Origin of the sequence: Novosphingobium sp. AAP1 (assembly GCF_001295765.1) — a bacterium.
Taxonomy (GTDB): Bacteria; Pseudomonadota; Alphaproteobacteria; order Sphingomonadales; family Sphingomonadaceae; genus Novosphingobium; species Novosphingobium capsulatum.
This window is the reverse complement of record NZ_LJHO01000001.1, coordinates 890,461-915,720: the sequence shown is the minus strand read 5'-3', so window position 1 is coordinate 915,720 and position 25,260 is coordinate 890,461. Positions and strand designations below refer to the sequence as shown.

24 protein-coding genes and 1 tRNA gene are annotated in these 25,260 nt (G+C 65.3%); 12 read left to right on the top strand and 13 right to left on the bottom strand.

Features of this window, described 5'->3' with window-relative positions:
* A partial coding sequence (locus IP65_RS03985; RefSeq protein WP_082349775.1) for an isoaspartyl peptidase/L-asparaginase occupies nucleotides 1–1,812 on the bottom strand: 1,812 nt, incomplete at its 3' end.
* Between the two features lie 204 nt (nucleotides 1,813–2,016).
* On the opposite strand from IP65_RS03985, the gene IP65_RS03980 reads away from it, so the two are divergent.
* Nucleotides 2,017–4,812, top strand: coding sequence for a TonB-dependent siderophore receptor (locus IP65_RS03980; RefSeq protein ID WP_156306379.1), 2,796 nt, complete (start codon nucleotides 2,017–2,019; stop codon nucleotides 4,810–4,812).
* A 79-nt stretch (nucleotides 4,813–4,891) separates the two neighbouring features.
* Here IP65_RS03980 and IP65_RS03975 read toward each other — a convergent pair whose 3' ends face one another.
* Together IP65_RS03975 and aroC are read right to left on the bottom strand one after the other, a co-directional pair.
* Nucleotides 4,892–5,173 carry a hypothetical protein gene (locus IP65_RS03975; protein ID WP_054130826.1) on the bottom strand — a complete coding sequence of 94 codons (282 nt, stop codon included), beginning with the start codon at nucleotides 5,171–5,173 and terminating at the stop codon, nucleotides 4,892–4,894.
* A 112-nt stretch (nucleotides 5,174–5,285) separates the two neighbouring features.
* A complete protein-coding gene (gene aroC, locus IP65_RS03970) occupies nucleotides 5,286–6,377 on the bottom strand; it encodes a chorismate synthase (RefSeq protein WP_022676642.1) in 1,092 nt (363 codons plus the stop codon).
* Nucleotides 6,378–6,454: 77 nt separating this feature from the next.
* Here aroC and IP65_RS03965 point away from each other — a divergent pair, with 77 nt between their 5' ends.
* Together IP65_RS03965 and IP65_RS03960 are read left to right on the top strand one after the other, a co-directional pair.
* A complete protein-coding gene (locus IP65_RS03965) occupies nucleotides 6,455–6,766 on the top strand; it encodes an antibiotic biosynthesis monooxygenase (RefSeq protein ID WP_054130825.1) in 312 nt (103 codons plus the stop codon).
* Nucleotides 6,763–7,116, top strand: a complete 354-nt coding sequence (locus IP65_RS03960) for an arsenate reductase (RefSeq protein WP_022676640.1) — start codon at nucleotides 6,763–6,765, stop codon at nucleotides 7,114–7,116. Before IP65_RS03965 ends, IP65_RS03960 begins: the two co-directional genes overlap by 4 nt.
* Nucleotide 7,117: 1 nt before the next feature.
* Here the strand turns inward: IP65_RS03960 and ubiG are convergent, their stop codons facing one another.
* The gene (gene ubiG, locus IP65_RS03955; RefSeq protein ID WP_054130824.1) at nucleotides 7,118–7,858 is read right to left on the bottom strand and encodes a bifunctional 2-polyprenyl-6-hydroxyphenol methylase/3-demethylubiquinol 3-O-methyltransferase UbiG; all 741 of its coding nucleotides are present in this window, start codon (nucleotides 7,856–7,858) and stop codon (nucleotides 7,118–7,120) included.
* Between the two features lie 103 nt (nucleotides 7,859–7,961).
* On the opposite strand from ubiG, the gene IP65_RS03950 reads away from it, so the two are divergent.
* On the top strand, nucleotides 7,962–9,203 hold the full coding sequence (locus IP65_RS03950) for an aspartate kinase (protein WP_171792895.1): 1,242 nt from the start codon (nucleotides 7,962–7,964) through the stop codon (nucleotides 9,201–9,203).
* 76 nt (nucleotides 9,204–9,279) lie between these two features.
* Here the strand turns inward: IP65_RS03950 and msrA are convergent, their stop codons facing one another.
* Entirely contained in the window at nucleotides 9,280–9,837 is a 558-nt protein-coding gene (gene msrA, locus IP65_RS03945) for a peptide-methionine (S)-S-oxide reductase MsrA (RefSeq protein WP_054130823.1), read from the bottom strand.
* Nucleotides 9,838–9,976: 139 nt separating this feature from the next.
* On the opposite strand from msrA, the gene aguB reads away from it, so the two are divergent.
* The 3 genes from aguB (at nucleotide 9,977) to IP65_RS03930 (ending at nucleotide 11,458) form a co-directional block, all read left to right on the top strand.
* Nucleotides 9,977–10,831: an N-carbamoylputrescine amidase gene (gene aguB / locus IP65_RS03940; RefSeq protein WP_054130822.1), complete on the top strand. Its 855-nt coding sequence runs from the start codon at nucleotides 9,977–9,979 to the stop codon at nucleotides 10,829–10,831.
* A gap of 6 nt (nucleotides 10,832–10,837) precedes the next feature.
* Nucleotides 10,838–11,350: a 2-amino-4-hydroxy-6-hydroxymethyldihydropteridine diphosphokinase gene (gene folK, locus IP65_RS03935; RefSeq protein WP_054130821.1), complete on the top strand. Its 513-nt coding sequence runs from the start codon at nucleotides 10,838–10,840 to the stop codon at nucleotides 11,348–11,350.
* Nucleotides 11,351–11,382: 32 nt separating this feature from the next.
* Nucleotides 11,383–11,458: transfer RNA gene (locus IP65_RS03930), tRNA-Lys, on the top strand.
* An 87-nt stretch (nucleotides 11,459–11,545) separates the two neighbouring features.
* Here the strand turns inward: IP65_RS03930 and IP65_RS03925 are convergent.
* The 4 genes from IP65_RS03925 to IP65_RS03910 all read right to left on the bottom strand — a co-directional run bounded on the left by IP65_RS03925 (nucleotide 11,546) and on the right by IP65_RS03910 (nucleotide 13,758).
* Nucleotides 11,546–11,776, bottom strand: coding sequence for a hypothetical protein (locus IP65_RS03925; protein ID WP_022676634.1), 231 nt, complete (start codon nucleotides 11,774–11,776; stop codon nucleotides 11,546–11,548).
* Between the two features lie 229 nt (nucleotides 11,777–12,005).
* Complete coding sequence (gene infA, locus IP65_RS03920) at nucleotides 12,006–12,260, bottom strand: translation initiation factor IF-1 (RefSeq protein ID WP_022676633.1); 255 nt, start codon at nucleotides 12,258–12,260, stop codon at nucleotides 12,006–12,008.
* Nucleotides 12,261–12,264: 4 nt separating this feature from the next.
* A complete protein-coding gene (locus IP65_RS03915; RefSeq protein WP_028657943.1) occupies nucleotides 12,265–12,471 on the bottom strand; it encodes a cold-shock protein in 207 nt (68 codons plus the stop codon).
* A gap of 312 nt (nucleotides 12,472–12,783) precedes the next feature.
* The gene (locus tag IP65_RS03910; protein WP_054130820.1) at nucleotides 12,784–13,758 is read right to left on the bottom strand and encodes a nitronate monooxygenase family protein; all 975 of its coding nucleotides are present in this window, start codon (nucleotides 13,756–13,758) and stop codon (nucleotides 12,784–12,786) included.
* A 184-nt stretch (nucleotides 13,759–13,942) separates the two neighbouring features.
* Here IP65_RS03910 and IP65_RS03905 point away from each other — a divergent pair, with 184 nt between their 5' ends.
* Nucleotides 13,943–14,314 carry a cytochrome c family protein gene (locus tag IP65_RS03905; RefSeq protein WP_054130819.1) on the top strand — a complete coding sequence of 124 codons (372 nt, stop codon included), beginning with the start codon at nucleotides 13,943–13,945 and terminating at the stop codon, nucleotides 14,312–14,314.
* Between the two features lie 201 nt (nucleotides 14,315–14,515).
* Here the strand turns inward: IP65_RS03905 and IP65_RS03900 are convergent, their stop codons facing one another.
* A complete protein-coding gene (locus IP65_RS03900) occupies nucleotides 14,516–15,937 on the bottom strand; it encodes a porin (RefSeq protein WP_369801222.1) in 1,422 nt (473 codons plus the stop codon).
* 264 nt (nucleotides 15,938–16,201) lie between these two features.
* The gene (locus IP65_RS03895; RefSeq protein ID WP_054130818.1) at nucleotides 16,202–17,173 is read right to left on the bottom strand and encodes a PQQ-dependent catabolism-associated beta-propeller protein; all 972 of its coding nucleotides are present in this window, start codon (nucleotides 17,171–17,173) and stop codon (nucleotides 16,202–16,204) included.
* A gap of 175 nt (nucleotides 17,174–17,348) precedes the next feature.
* On the opposite strand from IP65_RS03895, the gene pedF reads away from it, so the two are divergent.
* From pedF to IP65_RS03875, 4 genes are all read left to right on the top strand, one after another.
* Nucleotides 17,349–17,786, top strand: a complete 438-nt coding sequence (gene pedF, locus IP65_RS03890; protein ID WP_022676627.1) for a cytochrome c-550 PedF — start codon at nucleotides 17,349–17,351, stop codon at nucleotides 17,784–17,786.
* 4 nt (nucleotides 17,787–17,790) lie between these two features.
* The gene (locus IP65_RS03885; RefSeq protein ID WP_028657939.1) at nucleotides 17,791–18,642 is read left to right on the top strand and encodes an ABC transporter substrate-binding protein; all 852 of its coding nucleotides are present in this window, start codon (nucleotides 17,791–17,793) and stop codon (nucleotides 18,640–18,642) included.
* A 307-nt stretch (nucleotides 18,643–18,949) separates the two neighbouring features.
* Nucleotides 18,950–20,716, top strand: coding sequence for a methanol/ethanol family PQQ-dependent dehydrogenase (locus IP65_RS03880; RefSeq protein ID WP_054130817.1), 1,767 nt, complete (start codon nucleotides 18,950–18,952; stop codon nucleotides 20,714–20,716).
* Between the two features lie 179 nt (nucleotides 20,717–20,895).
* Complete coding sequence (locus IP65_RS03875) at nucleotides 20,896–21,543, top strand: response regulator transcription factor (protein ID WP_054130816.1); 648 nt, start codon at nucleotides 20,896–20,898, stop codon at nucleotides 21,541–21,543.
* Nucleotides 21,544–21,792: 249 nt separating this feature from the next.
* On the opposite strand, the gene IP65_RS03870 is transcribed toward IP65_RS03875, so the two are convergent.
* Together IP65_RS03870 and IP65_RS03865 are read right to left on the bottom strand one after the other, a co-directional pair.
* Nucleotides 21,793–24,060 (bottom strand): NahK/ErcS family hybrid sensor histidine kinase/response regulator, encoded by a 2,268-nt coding sequence (locus IP65_RS03870; RefSeq protein WP_082349745.1) that lies wholly within the window; start codon nucleotides 24,058–24,060, stop codon nucleotides 21,793–21,795.
* Complete coding sequence (locus tag IP65_RS03865) at nucleotides 24,057–25,232, bottom strand: FIST N-terminal domain-containing protein (protein ID WP_054130815.1); 1,176 nt, start codon at nucleotides 25,230–25,232, stop codon at nucleotides 24,057–24,059. Before IP65_RS03865 ends, IP65_RS03870 begins: the two co-directional genes overlap by 4 nt.
* Nucleotides 25,233–25,260 lie beyond the last annotated feature (28 nt).

Below are 25,260 nucleotides of genomic sequence, written 5' to 3'. Positions count from 1 at the left end.
GCCATCACCGCCGATTTCGGCGATTTCGTCGATCGTGTCCTGCGCGGCTTCGCCCACCTTTTCGTCGCGCCAGGCGATACGGTCGCACACCTGGCGGCCGGCGGATTGGCGGATGAAGTATTCACCCGTGCCGGTGGCAGACACCGCGCAATTGCCATCGATCGCATAAGTGCCCGCGCCGATCAGCGGGGAATCGCCGATCCGGCCCCAGCGCTTGCCGGTCAGGCCGCCGGTGGACGTGGCAGCGGCAAGGTGGCCGTGGACATCGCGCGCGACCGCGCCAACGGTGCCATAGCGGTGCTCGGGCCGCGGCGTGGCATCGAGCACACGCGGCGACAGCGCGCTGACGTGCTCCTTCTTCCACTCCAGATAGTCGTTCCAACGCTTTTGCGTGAAGAAGTACTTGGGATCGACCTGCTCGATGCCCTGTTCGCGGGCAAACTGGTCGGCGCCCGCGCCGGCCAGCAGCACGTGGCGGGAATGCTCCATCACGGCGCGCGCGGCGCGGATCGGGTTCTTGGTGGTGGTCAGCGCCGCCACGGCGCCTGCTTCGCCAGTGCTGCCGTCCATGATCGCGGCGTCCAGCTGGTTCTTGCCCTCGGCATCGAACACCGCGCCGCGTCCGGCGTTGAACTGCGGATCATCTTCCATCACGCGCACGGCCGCTTCCACGGCATCCAGGCTCGATCCGCCGGCCTTGAGCACGGCCGACCCGGCGGCCAGCGCAGCCTTGAGCCCGGCGCGATACGAGGCATCTTCGGCCGGCGTGGTTTCCCCGCGCGGCGCGGCGCCGGCGCCACCGTGAATGGCCAGCGACCAGCCGGCATCGGCGGGATAGGGCACGCCGGCGAGCTTGCCCTGCTTGACGCTGGCCGTGCCGGCAAAGGCCGGCGCCGTAACCGCCAGGGTGCCCAAGTCCAGCACGCTGTCAGGGCCAATCCCGGTCACCTTGATCGCCGGCCAATCGAGCGGCTGGCCTGGCTTGGCACCGGGCCCGCCGACCGGCTGCACCAGCCAGGCATAGGTGCCGGCCGGCCCCTTGAGCCGTGCCTTGCCCGCGCCATCGACGATCAGCGAGGCGCCTTCATCCACGCCCAGGCCCACGGCGGCCTTGTCGGGCGTGGTCGCGCGGGTCTTGGCCACAAAGGCGATCAGGCGGCCGAGACGATCACGCCGGGTGAAATGGGTATCGGTGACGACATGGTCCATGCGCGGCAGGTGTAGGAAATCCTCCACCATCGTCACGCCTTCGCCCAGGGGATCGCGCAAGGCCGGGCCCGAGGTGGCGCTGCCGCCGTCCATCGCGCCATAGACATGCGCGCCCAGGATCGCCAAGCCAGCACTGGTGCCGCCGATCGGGTGCCCGCTGGCAGCCAGCCGGTCGAGCGCGGTGGCCAGCGGCGTGCCCTGCCAGAAGCGCACATAGCGTGCCTGGTCACCCCCGGCGATATAGACGCCATCGGCCTTGGCCACGGCGGCGAGCACGGCCGGGTCGCTTGCCGCCTTGCGATCATCGAACACGAAGGTTTCGACCGAAGTGACGCCGCCGATGCTGTGCATGAACTCATCGCCGGCATCGCCTGCGCCCGATGCCCGCAGCACCACGATATGGCCATGCCCGGCCTGCGCCACGAACCAGCGGAAAGCATCGCTGTCCCATTCGCCACCGCCGGCCAGCAGCAGGCCCGGTGCTACCTTGGCCGGGGTAGGGGCGGCAAGATCACCGATGACATAGCGGGTATAGCCTGCTTCCGAGGCGCCTGCCGCGCCGCTGGCCAGCGCCAGTGCGCCTGCCACTGTGATCAATCCCATGCGCCAGAACTGCATTCCCGTGCCCCTTGATATGCCATCTTTTGCTGTGGTTAGCGTGTAACAGTTGCGATTGATACTGTATTGTTTGGCGAATTATGGTTGCAAATAGGATTTGCCTGTAACCATAAGCCCCTATCGAAGCGCGATCACAGGGGGCTGTCAATAATGCGCATTTCCAGGGTTTGGTTGATTGCGGGTGGTGCCATGAGTGCCTTGGCCGTGGCAGGCGCGGGCCATGCGCAGGAAGCGCCAGCGTCTATCACGCAATTGCCGGTCGCGTCCCAGGCGGACGATACCCCGGCTCCCGAAAGCGCGATCGTCGTGCTGGGCAGCCGCATTCCGCGCGTGGAAATGGAAGGGCCCGCGCCGGTCACCGCCGTGACCGCGCAGGACATCCTGCGCAATGGCTATCAGTCGGTACCCGATCTGCTGCGCGCGCTCACGCAAAATGGCGGCGAAACGCAAAGCCAGCAATCGGGCAATGGCGCGGCCTTCACGCCCGGCGCGCAGCAGGTGGACTTGCGCGGGCTTGGTCCCAACCACACCCTGGTGCTGGTCAACGGGCGGCGGATTGCCGATTTTCCCCTGCCTTTCAACGGGCAGAGCAATTTCACCGACATTTCCAACATTCCCGTTGGCCTGATCGAGCGGGTGGAAGTGTTGAGCGGCAGCGCATCGGCGATCTATGGCTCGGACGCGATTTCGGGCGTGGTCAATTTCCAGCTCAAGAAAAGCGTCGATGGCACGCGGATCGACTATCGCTATGGCGATACGCAGCACGGCGGCGGCGCCTCGCACCGCCTGACCTTGACCACCGGCTGGAATGCCGGCGCGTTTCATGGCGTGATCGGGGTGGAAGGCCTCTATCAAAAGCCGCTGTGGCAATATCAGCGGGCGCGGCAGGATTCGGTGCTGGACGATCCGGTTGGCGGGCTGGCGCGCCGCACGTTCCTGCGTACCGATGAATATACCGACTATCTCGATCCCGGCGCGGCGACCTGCGCCAGCCTGTCGGGCCTCAACGGCGGCGGCACGTTCCGCGCCAGCCGCCCGCGCTATGGCGCCGATGGCGGGCCGGGCTATTACTGCGGCTCGAACAGCTCGGTCGCCTATGGCACGATGATTTCAGAGCGCAAATCGGTGAACGCCTTTGGCGCGATCGGGCTCGATCTGCCTAATGGCATGGAACTGTTCACCGATTTCCAGGCCAGCTACAGCAAGGTGGCGCTGCTGCCCGATGTGCTGACCTGGTATTACGAAACCGCCGACGGCAACCAGGAGGGCACGTTCTACAACACGCAGATGCCCACCAGCCTTAATCCGACCAAGCTGGACAACTGGTATCGCCAGTTCACGCCCGAGGAAATGGGCGGCCTGCGCAACGGCATGACGCGCAACCGCTCGGTCAGCTTCACGGTCACGCCGGGCCTGCGCGGCAAGTTCGGCAAGAACCAGGCCTGGGCCTATGAGCTGTCGTTCAACCACTCGGAATACCGCAGCAAGGTATCGTTCCCGCAGGTGGTGATCTCCAAGGCCAATGCCTTTTTCCTGGGCCAGCAGCAGGGCGTTGACCCCGATAGCGGCTATGCGGTGTTTTCGGCCGATCCGGCGCGGTTCTATACCCCGCTCACCACAGCGCAGTACAATTCGATCACCGAAAACGCGATCTATCACCCGCGTTCCTATACCGACAACCTCGCTTTCAGCCTGACCAACGGCGAAGTCCTGCGCCTGCCGGCAGGGGCCGTGGGCGTGGCGCTGGTGGGCGAATATGGCGGGCAGGGCTATGACCTGCGCCCCGATCCCAAGGCGCTGGAGCACTATTACGTTGGCCTGACCGACAGCGACGGCAAGGGCAGCCGCCGCCACTGGGCGCTGGGCGGCGAACTGCGCGTGCCGGTACTCTCGTTCCTGCAGCTCTCGGGCGCGGCGCGCTATGACCATTTCCACGTGGTCGACAACAGCTTTGGCAAGGCCACCTGGAACCTGGGCGCAGAACTGCGCCCGACCAGCCGCCTGCTGCTGCGCGGCGCGATGGGCACCGGCTTTCGCGCGCCCGATCTCCACTATGTGTTTTCGGGCAATGGTGACACCCATCCCGATGGCACCGATTACCTGACCTGCCGGCGCGAGAATGCCGGCGCCACCTATAGCCAGTGCGACGATTACGAGGTTGGCATTACCAGCCATCGCAGCGGCAACCGCGCGCTCAAGCCCGAAACCAGCAAGTCGATCAACGCCGGGGTGTTCTGGCAGCCCGATCGCGCGGTCGATGTTTCGGTCGATTACTTCAAGGTCACGCTGGAAAACCAGGTGCTCGATCTCAGCAAGGATGAACTGCTACGCCGCGAATCCGATTGCGTGCTGGGCGAAACCGTCTCGGGCGCGGCGGTCAATGCCAGTTCACCCACCTGCCTCGATGCCATCGCGCGGGTGCAGCGCTATGCTTCCGGCGCGTTCGCAGGGCAGCTTCAGGGGGTTTACGTCAACCCGATCAACGTGGCGCGCGAACAGACCGACGGCATCGACGTGGCGTTCCACTGGCGCGCCTCGGAAATCCAGGGGCTGGGCTTCCTCACCTTTGCGCTGGGATACACCTATGTGTTCAATCACACGTTCCGCCAGTATGCCGGCGACGCGGTGATCAACAAGCTGGCCTATGACAGCGGTTATGACATCCCGCGTGACAAGGGCACGGCCAGCCTCACCCTGGTCAACGGCAAGTTCACCACCACGCTCCAGGGCCAGATGCTCGGCCGCCTGCCCAATTATGACGAAACGGCGTTCATCAAGCCGACCACCACCTTCAACCTTTCGGCCCAGTACAAAATCACCGACCATGTCCAGGTTTCGGGCACGGTGACCAACCTGTTCGATACCAGCCCCAATGTCGATCGCACGTATGGCAGCTATCCCTATTACGACATCTCGTGGTTCGATGGCGTGGGACGCAGCTTCTATCTACAGCTGACCTGGAAGCTGGGCGGGAAGGGGCTTTAACCGGCGAGCCGCATGCAACAGCGGGCGGCGTGTTGGTACACGCCGCCCGCCTGAATGTGGTCAGGTTTGCGATCCGCGCTTAGCGGCAGATGCGCACGCGTTCGTGGTGGCGCCACACGATGCGGCAATCGCGGGCATAGCCATGGCGCTCCCAGCGGCGGTGTTCCCAGCGACGGCTTTCCCAGCCGCGGCGATCACCGCGATGGTCCCAGCCGCGGTTGTTCCAGCCCCGATTGTCCCAGCCGCGGTGATCTCCGCGGTGGCTGTGCTCCCAACCTTGCGGATGCGCCTGCGCGGCAGCGGGGGTAAGCAGCGCGGCGGCCAGGGCCACGCCAGCGATCTTGGTCAGTTTGGCTAGCATCGTGTTCTTCCTGCGTTAGGTCCTCAACGTAGGAAAAAACGTCTGCGCCTTTCAGGATGTTCCCAGTCTGAATGGATCGTATCGGGAGCGTACAGACTTCGCCTGGACCCGTTCAGCCACACTGGCCGCGATGCAGCAGCTTCTGGTCGGCCAGAACCAGCGCCATCATCGCTTCCACCACCGGCACGCCGCGAATGCCCACGCACGGGTCGTGACGGCCCTTGGTGAACAGGTCGGTCGCCTCGCCGTCGCGGGTGATCGTGGGCATGGGGGTTAGGATCGAGGACGTTGGCTTGAACGCCACGCGCACTGTCACCGGCTGGCCGGTGGAAATGCCCCCGGCAATGCCGCCGGCATGGTTGGCCAGGAATTCCGGGCCAGTCACGCGGGTGGGGTTGCCGCCATCGCTGCGCGGGCGCATCGGATCGGCATTGCCTTCGCCGGTATTGGCGGCCGCAGCAAAGCCATCGCCGATTTCTACGCCCTTGACCGCGTTGATGCCCATCATCGCATGGGCGAGTTCGGCGTCCAGCTTGGCATAGAGCGGCGCGCCCCAGCCGGCGGGCACGCCCGTGGCCACGCATTCCACCACCGCGCCCAGCGAAGAGCCGGCCTTGCGCGCCTTGTCCACCAGGGCTTCCCAGCGCGCGGCGGCCTGGGCATCGGGGCAGAAGAACGGATTCTGGCTGATCTGTGCGGCATCGAAATTGGCCATGTCGATGGCGTCGCCACCGATCGCGCTGACCCAGGCCAGGATCGTCACTTCCGGGATCACCAGCCGCGCCACGCCGCCCGCAGCCACGCGTGCGGCGGTTTCGCGTGCCGAAGACCGCCCGCCGCCGCGATAGTCGCGAAAGCCGTACTTGGCATCATAGGCATAGTCGGCATGGCCGGGGCGATAGGCTTTGGCCACCTCGGAATAGTCCTTGGAGCGCTGGTCGGTGTTCTCGATCATCAGGCTGATCGGGGTGCCGGTGGTGCGCCCTTCGAACACACCCGACAGGATCTTCACCTGGTCGGGCTCGTTGCGCTGGGTGGTAAAGCGCGACTGGCCCGGCCGGCGCGCGTCCAGATAGGGTTGGATCATCCCTTCGTCGATCGCCAGCCCCGGCGGGCAGCCATCCACCACGGCGCCCAGCGCCGGCCCATGGCTTTCCCCCCAGGTGGTGAAGCGGAACAGGTGTCCGAAGGAATTGATGCTCATGGGGCCAGCGCTCTGTCTTATGGCGCGGGAAATGTCCACTGGTCGATGGCCGCGCGGCGCACTAAGGCGCTTGGCCCATGTACCTCGTCGTCTTCCGCAACCGCAAGCATGCCGGCATCGATGCCGCCGCTTACGCCGCCGATGCCCAGGCGATGGAAGACCTGGCGCGTCGCCAGCCCGGCTTCCGCAGCTTCAAATCCTATGTCGCCGACGATGGCGAAGTGATCGCCCTGTCGGAATGGGACAGTGAAGCGGCGGCACGTGCCTGGCGCACCCAGGCCGATCACGCGCAGGTGCAAGGTCGCGGCCGGTCTGATTACTACGAAAGCTATACCCTGTTCGCCGGCACCCCCAGCCGCATCCACCATTTCGAGAGGACCAAGGCATGAGCCTGACCGTCTATGGCATCCCCAACTGCGACACCGTGAAAAAGGCGCGCACCTGGCTTGATGGGCAGGGGCTGGCCTACACCTTCCACGATTACAAGAAGCAGGGCGCCGATGCAGGCCAGGTGGCGCGCTGGGTGGCGCAGGCCGGGCTGGACAAGGTGCTCAACAAGGCCGGCACCACGTTCCGCAAGCTGCCCGAGGAAGACAAGGCCGACCTTACCACCGCCAAGGCCGTGGCCCTGATGGTGGCGCAGCCCTCGCTGATCAAGCGGCCGATCGTGGAGCATCCCGGCGGCCTGCTTGTGGGCTTCAAGCAGGCCGAATGGGAAGCTGCGCTGAGCCCTATGTGACTCAGGCCGGCGTGACCGTGACGATATAGTTGAGCGCCAGATCGTCTGACAGGTGCAGGCCCTTGGCCGGGTTCCAGGCGATGCCTTGCGGGTTGCCCATCTTGAGGCCGGCGGCGTCGAGCAGGTCGTGCAGTTCCAGCGGGGTGATGAAATCGTCCCAGTGGTGCGTGCCGCGCGGTACCATGCCCAGGCGCTCGGCCGCCTCGATCATCAACAGGCGCGAGGCGGGGGTGCGGTTGGGGGTGGACAGCACCATCAACCCGCCTTGGCTCAGCGTTGCTGCCAGCGCCGCCACGAAGGCGGGCTTGTCGGCCACATGCTCGATCACTTCCATCGAGGTGACGAGGTCGAACCCGGCCAGGCCAAGGTCCGCCAGTTCGCCATGGCGATAGTCGATCGCCAGGCCGGCTCCCTCGGCATGGGCGCGCGCGGCCGCGATGTTTTCCGCCGCTGCATCCAATGCGGTGACATCCGCGCCCATGCGGCACAGCGGCTCTGCCAAGAGGCCCGCGCCACAGCCCACATCGAGCGCGCGCTTGCCCGCCAGGGGGCGCAAGGCGCGGGGATCGGCGCCGAAATGCGTATCGATCGCGGCGCGGATGAAGGCCAGGCGCACGGGATTGAGGCGATGGAGCATGGCCGATTGGCCCTTCGGATCCCACCAGTCGGCCGCCAACTTGCCGAAATGGGCGGCTTCTTCCGGGCGGATGGTCTGGGCGTTCAAGGATGTTGCATTGCTCATGCCACCTCCCTAAAGCGCCGCATTCGCATGGTCCATGGGCCATGCGGGCAAGATTCTTTCTTTTGGCAGGTGGACAGGAGCACAAGCGTTGGCCCGGATCGTGATGAAATTCGGCGGCACCTCGATGGCCGGAACCGAGCGAATCCGCCGCGTCGCGCGGATCGTGCAGCGCCAGCAGGCCGCCGGCCATGAAGTGGCGGTGGTGGTTTCGGCCATGGCCGGGGAAACCGATCGCCTGGTCAACTTCTGCCGCGAAGCCAGCGCGCTCTATGATCCGGCGGAATACGATGTGGTGGTGGCCAGCGGCGAGCAGGTGACCTCGGGCCTTCTGGCCATGCATCTCCAGGCGCTGGGCTGCAAGGCGCGCTCGTGGCTGGGATGGCAATTGCCGGTGCGCACCGACGATGCCTTTTCCAAGGCGCGCATCGAAGGCATCGATTCGGCCGAACTGCTGGCCAGCATGGGCGCGGGCGAAATCGCCGTGATCCCCGGCTTCCAGGGGCTGACCGAGAGCAACCGCATCACCACGCTGGGCCGTGGCGGATCGGATACCTCGGCCGTGGCCGTGGCCGCCGCGATCGGCGCCGACCGCTGCGATATCTATACCGACGTGGACGGGGTCTATACCACCGACCCGCGCATCGTGGCCAAGGCGCGCAAGCTCAAGGCCGTGACCTATGAAGAAATGCTGGAACTGGCCTCGGTCGGTTCCAAGGTCCTGCAAACCCGCTCCGTCTCGCTTGCGATGAAGGAGAACGTGCGGGTGCAGGTGTTGTCATCCTTCATCGACGACGATGCGCCGGCCGCCGACACCATCCCCGGCACGATGATCGTCGCGGACGAGGAACTGGAAGGGTACGAAATGGAACGCCAGCTGATCACCGGCATCGCCGCCGACAAGAACGAGGCCAAGGTCACTCTCACGCGGATCGCGGATCGCCCCGGCGCCGTCGCCTCGATCTTTGCCCCGCTGGCCGAAGCCAACATCAACGTCGACATGATCATCCAGAACATCGCCAAGGACAAGGGCGAGACGGATGTGACTTTCACCTGCCCGCAGGCCGACCTTGCCCGCACCCAGGCCCTGCTCGAAGAGCGCAAGGACCAGATTGGCTGGTACCGCCTGATCGCCGACAGCAAGGTGGCCAAGGTTTCGGTGGTCGGCGTGGGCATGCGCAGCCACGCCGGCGTCGCCAGCACGATGTTCAAGTCGCTGGCCGATCGCGGCATCAATATCCAGGCTATCTCGACCAGCGAAATCAAGGTTTCGGTGCTGATCGACGCCGACGAGGTGGAACTGGCCGTGCGCATCCTGCACACCGCCTACGGCCTCGACGCCCAGTAACCCGCTAAAAACTAGCCCCCTCCTCTTCAGAGGAGGGGGTTGGGGGTGGTGCGAAGCCAAGCGCAACGCTGCGCGATTACGCCTTCACCTTCGCGGCAAAGCTCTTGCGCAGCTTCATCAGCTTGGGCGGGATCACTGCCAGGCAATAGGGGTTCCGCTGGCCTTCGCCTTCCCAATACTCCTGGTGGTAATCCTCGGCCGGATACCACGGAGCCACCGGCTCGATGCTGGTGACGATCGGCGCATCGCGCTCGGCCTGGGCGCGGGTGATCCCGGCCTTGGCTTCCTCTTCCTGCGCGGCATCGAGCGGAAACAGCGCCGAGCGGTATTGCGTGCCCACGTCGTTGCCTTGGCGGTTGAGCTGCGTCGGATCGTGGGTGGCAAAGAAGATGTCGAGCAGCTGGCTGTAGTCGATCACGGCGGGATCGAACGTCACGCGAATCGCTTCGGCATGGCCGGTCGTGCCGCTGCACACCTGCTTGTACGTGGGATTTTCGCTGGTGCCGCCGATATAGCCGCTTTCCACGTTGGAAACGCCGATCACGTCGCGGAACACCGCTTCGGTACACCAGAAGCAGCCACCGGCCAGAATGGCCTGGTTGGCGGCGGAGGGGGTGGCGGAGGACGTCGCCATTGCGGGGGAACCCTTTCTGCAAGATTTGCCGCCCAGATAGGAACGGGCAGGGCGCCTGTCATCCTCTGGCGCGCGAATTGCCCGCTGGGGTAACCCGCTGTCGTTGAATTGACACGCCCGAGGGCATAGATGCACGGCCATGACCCAGCTTTCCGTGGCCGCGCTCCAGCTTGCGCTCAACTCGCCCGACGCGGCAGACAACATCGCCGCCGTTTCCGCCCTGGTGGAACAGGCTGCCGCGCAAGGCGCGCAGGTGGTGCTGCCGCCCGAGCTGTTTGCCGGCCCCTATTTCTGCGTGACCGAGGACGAGGCGCGCTTTGCCCTGGCCCATCCGCTCGACCAGGACCCGTCGGTCAAGGCGATGCAGAAGCTGGCCAAGGGCCTGGGCATTGCCATCCCCACCAGCTTTTTCGAGCGGGAAGGGCCGCACTACTACAATACCCTGGCGATGATCGACGCCGATGGCGAAATCATGGGCACCTATCGCAAGAGCCATATTCCCGATGGCCCGGGTTATGAGGAAAAGTACTATTTCCGCCCCGGCAACACCGGTTTCAAGGTGTGGGACGTGTTTGGCACGCGCATTGGCGTGGGCGTCTGCTGGGACCAGTGGTATCCCGAATGCGCGCGGGCGATGGCGCTGATGGGCGCGCAGGTGCTGTTCTATCCCACCGCAATCGGCAGCGAGCCCTATGACGCCGATCTCGACACCAGCCGCGTGTGGCGCCGCGCCATGCTCGGCCATGCCGCATCCAACTGCATGCCGGTGGTCGCTGCAAACCGCATCGGCGTGGAGGAAAACGACCAGGCGTTCTACGGGCACAGCTTCATCGCCAACGAATGGGGCGATTTCCTGGCGGAATATGGCGCGGCGGAAACCGGCGTGCTGGCCGCCACGCTCGATCTTGATGCCGCCGCACGGCACCGCGCCGGCATGGGCTTCTTCCGCGATCGTCGCCCGCAGCTTTACACCCGCCTGTCGCAGGATATCTGACCGGGCATGCCCGCCACCGCGCTGCACCGCTACCTGATCGCCCTGGGCTCCAACGTGCGCCACCCGCGCCACGGGCCCCCGGCGCAGGTGCTGCGCGCGGCGGCGCGTGCGCTCGATGATGCGGGCCTGGCGCTGCAGGCCTTTTCACCGATCATCGCCAGCGCGCCGCTCGGTCCATCGCGGCGGCGCTATGCCAATGCCTGCGTGGTGATCGCCACCCGGCTCGATCCGCCACAGCTGTTGGCCCAGTTGCAGGGCCTGGAGCACCGCTTCGGCCGCGTGCGCCGCGGCGCCCCATGGCGGGCGCGCACGCTCGATCTCGATATCGTGTTGTGGTCGGGCGGGGCGCTGGCGGATATTCACGCCAACCTGGTCATTCCCCATCCCGCGTTCCGCCAGCGCCCGTTCGTGATCGGCCCGGCGCTGCACGTTGCCCCCGATTGGCGCGACCCACTCACAGGTTTGGCGACAAAACACCTGGCTTCCCGCTTGACCCGCCGCCGCCCCGCCCCTAGGTGAGCGCACCAACCAAGCGCCAAGCCGCGCCTCGGGGGCCCTTAGCTCAGTCGGTAGAGCAACTGACTTTTAATCAGTAGGTCGCTGGTTCGAATCCAGCAGGGCTCACCATTTCGGTTGCGTCGGAAAATGTGGAGATGCGGGCGAGGATCGCTCGTCGGATGATCGGCCTTTGTCGCAGGCCGACCGGCGCACAGTTCAGATCGGGAAATCCGTAGGCGCCTGCTCGAGGTCGAGCGGGGCATCAGCCAGCTTCTGGGCGTCATTGGCGGCTTTGGCCGCGGCGGTCTTGCCGGCGCGGTCGGCCAGGGCTTGCCAGGCGGCCTGGGAGCGCAGGTATTTGTCGCGCTGGTTGGCCAAGCCGCTGTCGCTGGCAGCCTTGGCGCTGAGGGCAACCTGCCTGAGGTAGAAGTCCTGTACTTCGGACATGGTCTTTTCCTTCGGGCGAGGTTGCCGGTTTGGCGTTCAGCCTACCATCTGGGCGACGATGTCGCGCAGTTGCTGCCGGCTCAACCCACAAGGGGCAGGTTGCGGGCGCTGGGCGCCGCGCGGAGAGGGCAGGGGGTAGGTGGTATGCAGATTGGAAGTAGAGAACGTATATTGCGTATTCATGATAGTCCCGGGCGCCTGTGTGGCGCCTTTTATAATTGTTGGGCGTCTACCGCCGTTTGCGCATGGCGGCCGGGCCGCCTGCAATTTTTTCACGATAGACGATACGACCCTTGGTAAGGTCGTAGGGGGTCATCTCGACCCGGACGCGGTCGCCCACGATCGAGCGGATGCGGAATTTGCGCATCTTGCCCGCGGTGTAGGCGATGATCCGGTGATCGTTTTCCAGAAGGACGCCGAAGCGTCCATCTGGAAGGATCTCGTCGATTTGGCCTTCAAGGGTCAGGAGATCCTCTTTGGCCATGGGCTTAAACCGACTGAAGGTTGACCGCTGCTTCCTTGCCGCGGCGATCGGTTTCCAGTTCGAAGCGGACGCGCTGGTCCTTGGACAGCGTGGCCATGCCCGAGCGCTCAACGGCGCTGATGTGGACGAAGCTGTCTGCGCCGCCGCCATCGGGGGCGATGAAGCCATAGCCCTTGTCGGTATTGAAGAACTTTACGGTGCCGGTCAGCATGGGTGTTTCCTTTTCACGAAACAGGGGATCCCGCCAGCAACAGCGCTGGCGGAGCTTGTAGCGAGAGAAAGGAAGGATCGGCTTGCCCGTATGAATGACGCGCTTGGCGCCAGGCGTGAGCTTCAAAATCCGTCGCAGGCGACGTTAGCAAAGCAGCATATGGCAAATGGCCGGCGATTTGTCAATGTCGGTGCCACGCCTGGCAAACTACTTGGCGCCTGCCAAGTAATACCGGCGATTTTGTCGCGGTGCCGGGCTGCATTTCATCGCGAACAGCCCGGCCCACGCCGCTCAGACGATTCGCCTGCCGGTTCAATCGGCCAGCATGCCGGCCAGGCGCGCGGTGATGATCGCCTTGGCATCGCCCATGATGCGGTCCACCAGTTCGGCCACGGTCGGCACATCGTGGATCAGGCCCTGGACCATGCCGGCGGTCCAGATGCCGTGTTCGGGATCGCCCGAGATCAGCCCCTCGCGCCCGCGCGCGCCCTTTACCAGGTGGGCAATCGCCTCGAACGGCTTGCCCTCGCGCTCGATCCGCACGGCTTCTTCGGCCACGCTGTTGCGCGCCACGCGCGCCGTATTGCGATAGCTGCGGAACAGGAGCGCGGTGGCGCGTTCGTCGTTGGCCACGATCGCCTGCTTGATGCCGTCGTGGATGGGCGCTTCCTGCGTGGCGCAGAACCGCGTGCCCATGTTGATGCCTTCGGCGCCCAGGGCCAGCGCAGCGGCGAGGCCGCGCCCATCGCCAAACCCGCCCGAGGCAATGATCGGAATCTTCACCTTGTCGGCCGTGGCGGGAATCAGGATCAGGCCAGGCACGTCGTCCTCGCCAGGATGGCCGGCGCATTCGAAGCCGTCGATCGAAATGGCGTCCACGCCCATGCGCTCGGCCGAAAGCGCGTGGCGCACTGCCGTGCACTTGTGGATCACCTTGACCCCGGCCGCCTTGAATGCGGCGACGTGTTCATCGGGGCGATAGCCGGCGGTTTCCACCGCAGTGATCCCGCTTTCGATGATTGCCTGGCGATATTCGGCATAGGGCGGCGGGGTGATCGCCGGCAGGATCGTCAGGTTCACGCCAAAGGGTTTGTCGGTCATCGTGCGGCAGCGCGCGATTTCTTTGGCCAGCGCTTCGGGCGTGGGTTGGGTCAACGCGGTGAGAAAGCCCAGCGCGCCGGCATTGGCCACCGCAGCTACCAGTTCGGCCGTGCCCACCCATTGCATGCCGCCCTGGGCGATCGGGTGTTCCACGCCGAACAGTTCGGTAAAGCGGGTCTTGATCATGGCGGCAGGCAATCCTCTTGGCATGTTTGCCGGGCAATCTGCCAGCCTTGCGGCACCCTTGTCAATTAACCAACCAACTAAAGGGGACTTGTGGAAACGGCGGCGCGCTCGGCCAATAGTCCAATATCGGCATGGCCGGCATCATGGCAGGGCTGGTGCAAACAGACTGTGGAGTGGAGGAGTTATGTCGAAACGCCTGATTGCCCCGGCACTTGCTGCCGCCTTCCTGATCGCTGGCAGCGCCCATGCTGCCCCGCCGCCGGCCCCGGCCAGTTGGGCCCGCTGCGCAATATGCCATGACAACACCAAGGGCGGCCCCAACAAGATCGGGCCCAACCTCTATGGCGTAGTGGGCAAGAAAGCCGGCACGCACGCGGCCAACTTCCGCTATTCCGATGGCCTCAAGAAATCGGGCCTGACGTGGAACGCTGCCACGCTCGACAAGTGGATCGAAAACCCCCGCGCGCTGGTGCCGGGCACGATGATGTCGTTCCCCGGCCTGAAGGACCCGGCCAAGCGGGCCGAACTGGTCGGCTATCTCACCAGCCTCAAGTAAACGTCGCCTTTCCGGGTCGCAACCGGACCGGGCCGGGTAGCAAGCCGCTACCCGGCCTTTTTCGTGCGCATCAGTTCAGCGGAAAAGGGATCGGCACAAAAAAGGCCGGACAGGCCCGGGGAACTGGGCTGTCCGGCCAATGTCCCGGCGCCTGGAGAGCAAGCGCCGGGGCGGTGATGATCGGTACCGGGTAAAGGCCGATCAGAAGAAGAGGATGCCGCCCAGGGCTACGGTGTCGGACTTGGCGCTGTTGCCATTGTGGGCCTGGGCCTTGGCCGAGACATATTCGCCGATCAGGGTGACCCAGCTGGTCAGGCCATAGCGGACCTGGCCGACATAGCTGCTGTTCTTCTTGACCAGCGTGGGCGTGGTGGCAGCGTCGACCGCGTTGGCAAAGTCGAGCCGGCTTTCGCCATAGCTGCCGCCGACCGAGACTTTGCCGAACGTGGCCAGGGCCTGCGCATAGAAGCCGTGGCTGTCGCGGGCATGGCCCAGACCATCGCTGTCGAGCAGGTTGAGCACCGTGGTGCCCAGGCCCTGCGCGGTGTAGTAATAGCCCACCGCCGTAACCGGGCCGACCGTCAGCTTGGCGCCCACGTCGAGTCCCTTGCCGGTGTAGCTATAGGCGCTGGCCACGGTATCGTGCTTTTGCGTAATGCCCGATAGCCACAGGTGCGCGCCCACGGGGCCCAGCTTGCCATCATAGGTCAGCTTGGCCTGGAAGCCGGGGCTGCCGTTCTGTTCAGCCGGTCCGGTAAGCGAGCTCAACGGCTGGAACACGCCGAATGCCGCCTTGAAGCCCGAGAAGGCGGGCGTGGTATAGGTGATCTGCGGCTGGAAATCGGTGTAGATATAGCCCGATCCGATACGGCCCAGCGTGGTGTTGGCGGGCGCCACGTTGCCACCCGGCGCGCCGGACGAGAGCAGCGTGATATCGTTGAGAATGGCGTCAGAGCCGAACAGGCCGATATCGCGGCCGATCTTGATCTCGCCAAAGCCGGCGCGGCCAAACGTGAGATAGGTCTGGCGGAAATCGATGCCCGAGGTGGCGAGCGCGGTGGGCTGGCCGCCGTTGTTGGCGCCCAGCGTGCCCCATGCAGCGCTGTTGATGCCAGGATACATGCCAAAGTGCGCGCCCACATCCCAGCCGCCCTGGTGCGTGGTGGCTTCCACCTTGAGGAAGCCCGGCAGCAGGCCGTTGCGCACCGAAGAGGTGCTGTTTCCGCCGACATTGGCGATGCCACCGGCCACTGCCGTGCGGGCCGAGGGCGACTGTGGATTGTCGTGCACGTAAAAGCCGTTGACCGAGCCCGAGAAGCTGAGCGTTACATCGCCCACCTCCAGGCCTACGCCGCTGGCGGTGCGGCGCACGAAGCGGTCGCTGTCAGGTGCGGCTGCGGCGGCTACCGGTGCCGGTGCCGCAGAAGGTGCGGGCGCGGCATTTTCGGCTTCATCTTCGCGCAGCAGCTGCTGGTATTCCTCGTCAGAGAGGATGCCTTTCTCATGCAGTCGCTTGAGCAGCGCGGCCGATGTGCCGGCCATGGCGGGCGCGGCGCCCAACGTCATCCCAAGCGCGGTCGTCGCGGCGAGCAAAACGCGCGCCAGCCCCTTTTTTCCCTTCATTGGTCCATCCCCTGCCATCGTTTTCTTGCCCCAAAGGGCAGGCGGAACGATGCGCCGGGGCGGCCCGCAGCGAAATTGGACTATGGTTCTCGTTCCAAGGAACTACGCAAGTTTGCGGTATTTGCGGTACAAGATCCTCCCCCACGCCGGTGGGGGAGGTGCCAGCCCGCAGGGCTGGCGGAGGGGGTGCTTGTAGAACCTCTGCGCTTCAGCGCCTTTGCGCGAACCCCATCCCCGTGTCAGTTGACGGGAAAGGCAGGGCCTTCAATCCCCCACCACGGCCCCCCAGGGCGCCACGCCTGCCGGCACCGTAGCAATGGTCTGCCCCGCCACCAGGTCCACCACCGAAACATCGTTCGACAGGCCGTTGGCCGTATAGGCCCGCGTGCCATCGGCATTGAGCGCGAGATGCCACACGCGCTTGCCCACCGGAATCGTGGTCTTGACCGTGTGGCTCGCCACATCGACCAAGGCGATGCGATCGGCCCGGCCGAGCGCGACCACGGCCGTCTTGCCATCGGGGGTGAAGCGGATGCCGCAGGGCATGATCTTGTAATCGGCTACGCCGGGGATCGCGAAGTGGATCGTTGCCGTGATCGCGCGCGTCTGCGGATCGGCGATCTGCACCACGCCGCCCACTTCGGCCGCGATCCACAGCTGCTTGCCATCGGCGGTAAATTCCACGTAGCGCGGGCGCTTTTCGGTTTCCATGGTGGAAACCACCGCATGGCTGGCCAGGTCGATCCAGCTCACCGCGTTGTCTTCTTCCGAGGTCACGACCAGCCATTTGCCGTCCGGGCTTTGCGCAATGCCTTCCGGCTCCTTGCCCACCGAAACCTGGAACGCCACGCGGCCGCTGGCGAGATCGATCGCGCTGACGGCGGCATCGTTTTCGTTGGCCGCGAACACGGTCTTGCCATCCTGGCTCAAGAAGAACTGTTCCGGGTCTTGCCCCGCGCCGATTTCGCGCAGGATCTTGCCGGTCTGGCGGTCGATCACCTTGACCGCGTTGTCGTTGCTCACGCAGACCAGCACGAAGCGCCCATCCTTTGACAGGGTGATGCCGCGCGGGCGTTCGCCCACTGGCCAGGTGGCAAGGGACTTGCCACTCGCGCCGTCGATCACGCTGATCGAATTGCCGCGTTCGTTGCTGACATAGACGGTCTGCGCCTGCGCGGTGGCGAGCGGCAGCAGGGCGGCGATAGCGGCGAGCGCCGCGCGAGCAGTCAAACGCATGGGGCAGGATCCTCTTCCGTCATATCCACCTTAGGCGGTGCCTGCCCGCCTGGGCATTCGACCAAAGGTCAATTTCTCCCATGGCTTGCATGGTTCATCACCATCCGCAGTGTCACGGAGCTTGCCAAGGCCAAGATTCGTGCCAGACCATAAAACTGGGAAAGGGAATGACGCGATGAAGTTCACCGGACGACTGGCGCTCTGCGCGGCAGCCGGGGTTTTTACCCTTGCCGGCGCCACGCATCTCCTGGCCCATGGCGATGTGACGCCGCAGCCCGTCGATACCACGGCGCTGCCCGATATCCAGCCCAACAACGACACCTGGTTGCAGCACAATCCCTATCGCGGCAATGCCAAGGCGATCGAGATCGGCCATCACGCCTATGCCCAGAATTGCGCGCGTTGCCACGGCATCGATGCCATTTCCGGCGGCATCGCGCCCGATCTGCGCTATCTGGAACTGGGCGATTCCGGCGATGAATGGTTTGTTCAGCGCTATCACCATGGCTCGGTGCGCGACGGCAAGGTCTATATGCCGCCAATGGGCGAGATCCTGGGCCAGAAGGCCGGCTGGGCCATCCGCGCCTGGCTTGAAACCGTGCACGAGGAATAAGCCGGTGGCTGTCACGCGCCGCACCCTGCTGGCTGGCCTTGCCGCTGCTGCCGTCCTGCCCCGCGCGGTGGAGGCAGCCCCTCTGGCCAAGGTCAAGGCCAACGGCATGCTGCGCGTGGCGATCTACCAGGACAATGCGCCATGGTCGTGGGACGAGGGCGGCCAGATCAAGGGCATCGATGCCGATCTCGGTCGCGCCCTGGCCGTAGCACTCGGCGTGAAAGCCGATCTGGCGATCTTCCCGGCCGGCGAAAGCGTCGAAGACGATCTGCGCAATGCGGTGTGGCGTGGCGGGCTGCTGGGGTTCCAGGCAGCCGATGTCATGCTGCATGTGCCGTTTGATCCCGCCTTTGCCGCCGCGCAAGACCAGGTGGCGATCGTCGCGCCCTATGCGCGGGAACGCTTCGGCCTAGCCTGCGCCACCGGCAAGGGCCTGGAATGCGAAGGCATTCCCGTCTCGTTCAAGGGGCACAAGCTGGCCGTCGAAGTGGCCACGATCCCCGATTACTATCTGATGGGCCAATTCGGCGGCGCGCTCGCCAAGGATGTGGCCCACTATCCCAATGGCGTGTCGGCGGTTTCGGCCCTGGTCAAGGGCGATGCCGATGCCGCCATGGCGACCACGGCCCAGCTCGAATACGGCCTCAAAGGCCAGGCCAGCGGCTTTGCCCGGCGCAAGGGGCCCTTGCCGATGATGACCAGCCCCGGCTGGGACGTCGGCATGGCGGTCAAGGAATCCAGCCGCACGCTGGGTGATGCCTTGGAAGAGATCGTGGGCCAGATGCAGAAAGACGGCCGCCTGGCCGCGCTGTGCCAGCCCTATGGCGTGAACTGGCAGGCGCCGCTGGCGGGTTGAGGCCCACCCCTCCGTCAGGCCTACGGCCTGCCACCTCCCCACCATGTGGGGAGGATACGAGATCCTCCCTGGCGCGCAGCGGCGGGGAGGGGGACCGCGCGCGCAGCGCGTGGTGGAGGGGCAATTGTTGCGCAGCAAACCTAGTGCCAAGGTCCAATTGTGGCCTACGCACGATGGAATAGGTTCCCAGATGTCAGGTGGGCGGGGCAGGGGGCACCGGCCGCAGCAAACCACCATCCGCCCCCCATAATCAGCGCAACGTGATCAGCCCGCACGAGAGGCTGCACGATCAATCGGAGGTGTGATGATGAAGGGATTTTTCAAGGCGACCGCAGCCTGTGTGCTGGCCATCGCCATGGCCGCTCCTGCGCTGGCCGATGGCGCGCCCGCTGCGGGCCCGGGCGATGCCGACCTGATGGCCGATGCCACCACCACAGGCGACGTGTTGACCTATGGCATGGGGCCGCAGGCGCACCGCTTCAGCCCGCTCACGCAGATCAACACCGCCAATGTCGCCAAGATGGTGCCGGCCTTTGCCGCTTCGCTCGGCGGGGAAAAGCAGCGCGGCCAGGAATCGCAGCCGATCGTCTATGACGGCATGATCTATGTCACCGGCTCCTATTCCCGCGTCTTTGCGTTCGATGCGCGCACCGGTGAAAAGCAGTGGGAATACGATGCCCGCCTGCCCGATGGCATCATGCCCTGCTGCGACGTGGTCAACCGCGGCGCGGCAATCTATGGCGACAAGATCATCTTCGGCACGCTTGATGCGCACGTCGTGGCGCTCAACCGCAAGACCGGCAAGGTCATCTGGAACAAGACCGTGGCCGATTACCAGGCCGGCTACAGCCAGACCGCTGCGCCGCTGATCGTCAAGGGCCTGGTCATCACCGGGGTATCGGGCGGTGAATTCGGCGCGGTTGGCGTGGTCGAGGCGCGCGACGTGAACACCGGTGAACTGGTGTGGAGCCGCCCGGTGATCGAAGGCCACATAGGCACTCTGCGTGGCCAGCCCAACGGCATGACCGGCAAGCTCAATGCCACCTGGCCGGGTGACTTGTGGAAGACCGGCGGCGGCGCCACCTGGCTTGGCGGCACCTATGACCCGGAAACCAACCTGATCTTCTTCGGCACCGGCAACCCGGCGCCGTGGAACAGCCACCTGCGCCAGGGCGACAATCTCTATACCGCCTCGACGCTGGCGATTAACCCCGACAACGGCCAGATCGTCTGGCATTACCAGACCACGCCGCACGATGGCTGGGACTTTGACGGGGTGAACGAATTCATTCCGTTCGACGCCACGGTCAACGGCAAGGCGATGAAGCTGGGCGCCAAGGCCGATCGCAACGGCTATTTCTTCGTGCTCGACCGCACCAACGGCAAGTTCATCAGCGCCAGCAAGTTCGTCATGCAGACGACCTGGGCCAACGGCTTCAACGCCAAGACCGGCCGCCCCAACTATATCGACGACAACCGCCCCGGCGCGCCTGACATGGCCGGCGGCAGCGAGGCCAAGGGCAAGACCGTGTTCGCCAGCCCTTCGTTCCTGGGCGGCAAGAACTGGATGCCGATGGCCTATTCCGACCAGACCGGCCTGTTCTACATCCCGTCGAACGACTGGGGCATGGACATCTGGAACACGCCGATCGCCTACAAGAAGGGCGCGGCCTATCTCGGCGCCAGCTTCACGATCAAGCCGATCGCCGAAGATCACATCGGCGCCCTGCGCGCGATGGATCCCAAGACCGGCAAGATCGTGTGGGAATACAAGAACAAGGCCCCGCTGTGGGGTGGGGTGATGAGCACCGCTGGCGGCCTGGTCTTCACGGGCACGCCCGAAGGCTATCTCAAGGCCTTTGACGCCAAGACCGGGCAGGAGCTGTGGAAGTTCAACACCGGCTCGGGCGTGGTCGGCTCGCCGATCACCTGGGAACAGGATGGCGAACAGTATGTCGCCGTGATGTCGGGCTGGGGCGGCGCCGTGCCGCTGTGGGGTGGCGAGGTCGCCAAGACCTTCAAGGAAATCAGCCAGGGCGGCGCGCTCTGGGTGTTCAAGCTGCCCAAGTCATGATGGGTCGGGGCGGAAGCTGGGGGGCTTCCCGCCCCCTGCCCTTCACCGGGGTGCTGGCAACAGCGCCCCGGGCCATCGTGGGGCCCGTTGTGGAAGGCGGCGGGTCCCGCACACCCTTGCGGGTGCGGAGCGCACCTTCCCCCTCTTGCTTTTCCGCGCGGCCGGCCGATAGTGCCGCCATGGCCAACGCCACACCCGAACGCATCCTAGTTGTCGATGATCACCCGCTGGTGCGGGACGGGCTGCGCAGCCTGCTTGCCGTTACGTTCGAGCATTGCGACATCCTGGAAGCGGCAGGTGTCGAAGAAGCCGCCACGGTGCTTGCCAGCCATGGCGATTGCGATCTGGTCCTGCTCGATCTCAACATGCCCGATGCCACGCGCCTGTCGGGCCTGGTGCAACTGCGCGAAGCATTTCCGATGGTGCCGGTGCTGATGGTCTCGGGCAGCTTTGACCGCGCCCTGGTGCAAGAAGCGCTCTCTGCCGGCGCGGCCGGTTTCCTGCCCAAGTCGATGAAGCGCGATGGCATCGTCAATGCGCTGCACATGGTCATGGCTGGCGAAATCTACATTCCCGATACCGGCCTCGAAGAAACGCCCGCCAGCGCCGAGGAAGCGCAGATTCGCACGCGGATCGACAGCCTGACCCCGCAGCAAAAGGTGGTGCTGCACCATCTCGTGCATGGCCGCCTCAACAAGCAGATCGCGCACGATCTCGATGTCTCGCTCACCACGGTCAAGGCCCACGTCTCGGCCATCCTGCAAAAGCTGGGCGTGTTCAGCCGCACCCAGGCCGTGATCCTGGCCAACCGCGTCCATTTCGATTGACGGTATGCTGTGGCTTCCACCACCCCCCGACCCCCTCCTCTGAAGAGGAGGGGGTTAAGGTATTGATCTTAAAGCCCCATCCTCTTTAGAGGAGGGGGTTGGGGGTGGTGCGAAGCCTGAAACTACGGTCCCGCGCAGGGGCTTCGACAAGCTCAGCCCGAACGGGCTTTAATGAAAAACCTCCGTTCGCCCTGAGCTTGTCGAAGGGCCTGTCCTGAGCCTGTCGAAGGGCGCCAAACTCCGCCCGTTTCAATGCATCATCGTCTGCAACAGCGCGCGCAACTGCGCCGGCTTTACCGGCTTGCCCAGCAGGGGCAGCTTCTGCCCGGCTAGGCGTTCCTTCAGTTCCTCGCTGCGATCGGCCGAAATGATGATCGCGGGCACGCTGCGGCCCAGGCTGGCGCGCACATCGTGCACGGCCTGGTCGCCGGTTTCGGCATGGTCGAGGTGAAAATCGGCGATGATCACATCGGGCGTTTCTGCGCCCAGCCGGTCGATCGCTGCCGGCCCGCTGCCGGCAACCAAGACCTGGCAACCCCAACCGGTCAACAGCGTTTCCATGCCCAGCTGGATCTGCGTTTCGTTGTCGATCACCAGAATGCGTCGGCCCTGGATGGCGCGATCCCGCACCGGCTTGGCCGTGGTGGGAGCAGTATCGGCCTGGCTTTCGCCCAAGGGCACGGTGATGGCAAAGCACGCGCCGGCGCCCGCGTCCGAGGTCAATTCCAGTGGATGCTGCAGCATGGCCGTGGCGCGGCGCACGATCGCCAGGCCCAGCCCTTTGCCGGGAATACGGTGGCTGTTGTCGAGCCGGCGGAACTCTTCGAAAATGCGCTCCTGCTGGTCCTTGGGGATGCCCGGGCCGGTATCGGCCACGCTGATCCGCACCTGCCCCGGGGTGGGGCTGTCGGTCTTCACGCGCACGTGCCCGCTGCCGGTATAGCGGATAGCGTTGGACACCAGGTTCTGCAGGATGCGGCGCAGCAGGCGCGCGTCGCTGCGCACCCATACCGGCGCGGCTTCCACGGTAAAGGTCAGGCCCGCCGCGTGTGCGGTCGGGGCAAATTCAGTCTGCAAGGTGCCGAGCAGGCCGGCCAGGTTCACGTCGGTGAGGTTTGGGGTGATGGCACCGGCATCGAGGCGCGAGATTTCGAACAGGGTTTCCAGCAGGTCTTCCACCGAATTGAGCGAGGTGGAGGCCTGGTTGACCAGCGCGCGGGTGGGCAGGGCAAGCCGCCGTTCGGTAAGCGCGGCGATGAACAGCCGCGCAGCATTGAGCGGCTGGAGCAGGTCGTGGCTGGCGGCGGCAAGAAAGCTGGTCTTTGACCGGTTGGCCATTTCGGCTGCGGTCTTGGCCTCCAGCAGCTGCGCCTCGATCGCGCGGCGTTCGGCCACTTCGGATGCCAGGCGGCGGTTGAGCGCGGTCAACTCGGTGGTGCGCTCGGCCACGCGGCGTTCCAGCGTTTCGGCGGTATTCTGCAGGATCTGCCGGGCGGTGGTCGGCTCTGTCACATCCAGGAAGCCCACCACCATGCCGCCCAGCGCCGTAGCGGTGGTGCGCACTTCCCAGATGCGATCGCCCACCGTGGCCAAGCGGTTGCGCACCGTACCCTCGGCCTCGGTGCGCCAGGCCAGTGCGTCGGCCCCGTCCATCGCCAGGGTCTGGGCGCAGAAGCGCACCAGGTCTTCGTGGTTGCCGATCGCCGCGCTCGCGTCGCCGGCCAGGCCCAGCAGGCGTTGCAGGGCGCCGTTCCACGCCGTCAGGCGGCGGCCGGCATCGAACATGCACACGCCTTCCACCAGGTTGTCGAGCAGGGCCTGCAACGCCAGGTTCTGTTCGGCCAGATCGCGGGCACGGGCGCGGGCATCCTCGGCCTTAGCCTCGGTAATGTCGGTATAGATGCCAACGATGCCGCCCTCGCTCGTGCGCAGCTCGTTGATCTGGATCCAGCGCCCATCCGACAGGGCCTGGACATGGCCGCCCGATGCCACGGCATGGCGCGCCAGCCGGTCTGACACCCAGCGATCGGGCGCCGACAGCGCGCCGGCCGGGCGGCGCTGCTGCGCCAGCAGACTGATGATTTCGTGGAACGTGGGATTTTCCGGTAGCAGCTCGGCCACTTCTGGCCAGAAGCCCATGTACGCCTCGTTGAACAGCACCAGGCGATCTTCGGCATCGAACAGGGCAAAGCCCTCGTTGATCGATTCGATCGCATCGCGCAGGCGCGTCTCGGCCGCTTCGGCCGTGGCATGGGCCTGGGCCAGCTTGGCGTTGACCGTGGCAAGCTCGCCCATGGCCTGTTCCAGCGCGCGGGTGCGATCGCGCACCAGTTGCTCCAGCGTGATCGCCCGCTCGAACATCGAAAACGCCGAATGCGACAGGTCGGTCGATCGCTCTACCCGGTCGATCAGCGTGGCGTTGATCTTGCGCAGCTTGCGCAGTTCGCCTTCCAGCCGCGCGATATGCTGCGCGGCATCTTCTGGCGCAGCCGTGGCAAAAGGCGCGCTATCCGTCATCGCCCGATCGCCAGCCCGCTGAACGTCTGGTTGACATGCAGTGCGTGGAATTGTTCGCCGTAGGTGTTGAAGCCCACCACGCCGTTGCGGCGATAGATTTCCGAAATCGGCCGGCCCAGCTGGCGCCGCTCGGCATTGATGCGGTTGAGCACGCAGTCGAACGCGATGATGTGATCGATTTCGCCCACCGCCTCGCGAATTTCCGCCATTGTCGCGTTCAGGCTTTCCAGCTGGTCGACCGGCTCGCCCAAGGTCAGCACGATGCCTTCGTCGATCGCGCAGTAAAAGGTCAGGCTGCCATCAGCGTGGGCGGTCTGCACCGCCCGCACGTGATAATCGCCCCCGGCGCGCACCATCGGCGGGCAGGCGGCAAACAGCGCCATGTCGGGCTTGCGCATGTCGATCCCGCCATAGACCGTGCTGGCCAGGCGCAGGTATTCCTCGGCCGCCGGCTCGGCATTGATCTCGGTCACGCGGCGGGCGCCGGCATCGGCGCCGGTCACCACCATCTTGACCGCGCCGGGCTTGTAGTGCTGGCGGCGGAACACGTGCAACGGCCGCGTGGTCGACACGATCGCCACCACCGCGCCGGCTGCATGAAACATGCCATCGGAATAGATGCCGGTTTCCTTGAACATCAGCCCATCGCCCGATGATCCCCCCACCAGCGGAATTTCGCCCAGCGCATCCTGCACGGTCATCGCCAGCAATTCCTCGCTGTGCGACAGGCCATCGACCAGGAACAGCGCGGCGTGGTTCACCTTGCGGCCCAAGGACTGGATCGAGAGGCGCTCGCTGCCCACTTCCGCGCGCGCCACCAGGTCGCGCACTGCCGCCCGCGCAGCGCTGGCATCAAAGTGCGCCAGATCGTCAAAGCGGTGGCTGACCATGTGGAAACTGTCGGCCGGAAACGCGATCAGGCTGATCGAATCCTCGTCATAGCCGGCCTCGGTCAACTCGCCCGAACTGGTGCAGCCGATCATCGGAAATCGTTCCATCGACCAGCCGCGCGCCGCCCGCGCCAGCATTTCCCGATCGTAGCGGTGGGAACAGAACATCACGGCCCCCGCCAGGTGTTCGGGCGCGATCGTTCGGCTGATCTGGGCAAAGGCCTCGAAAGGATCGGATGCATGGGATGAAGCCACGCCAACCTCGCAGGTGCGAATATCCAAGACCCTCTCCAATCGCCGCTATTGTCTT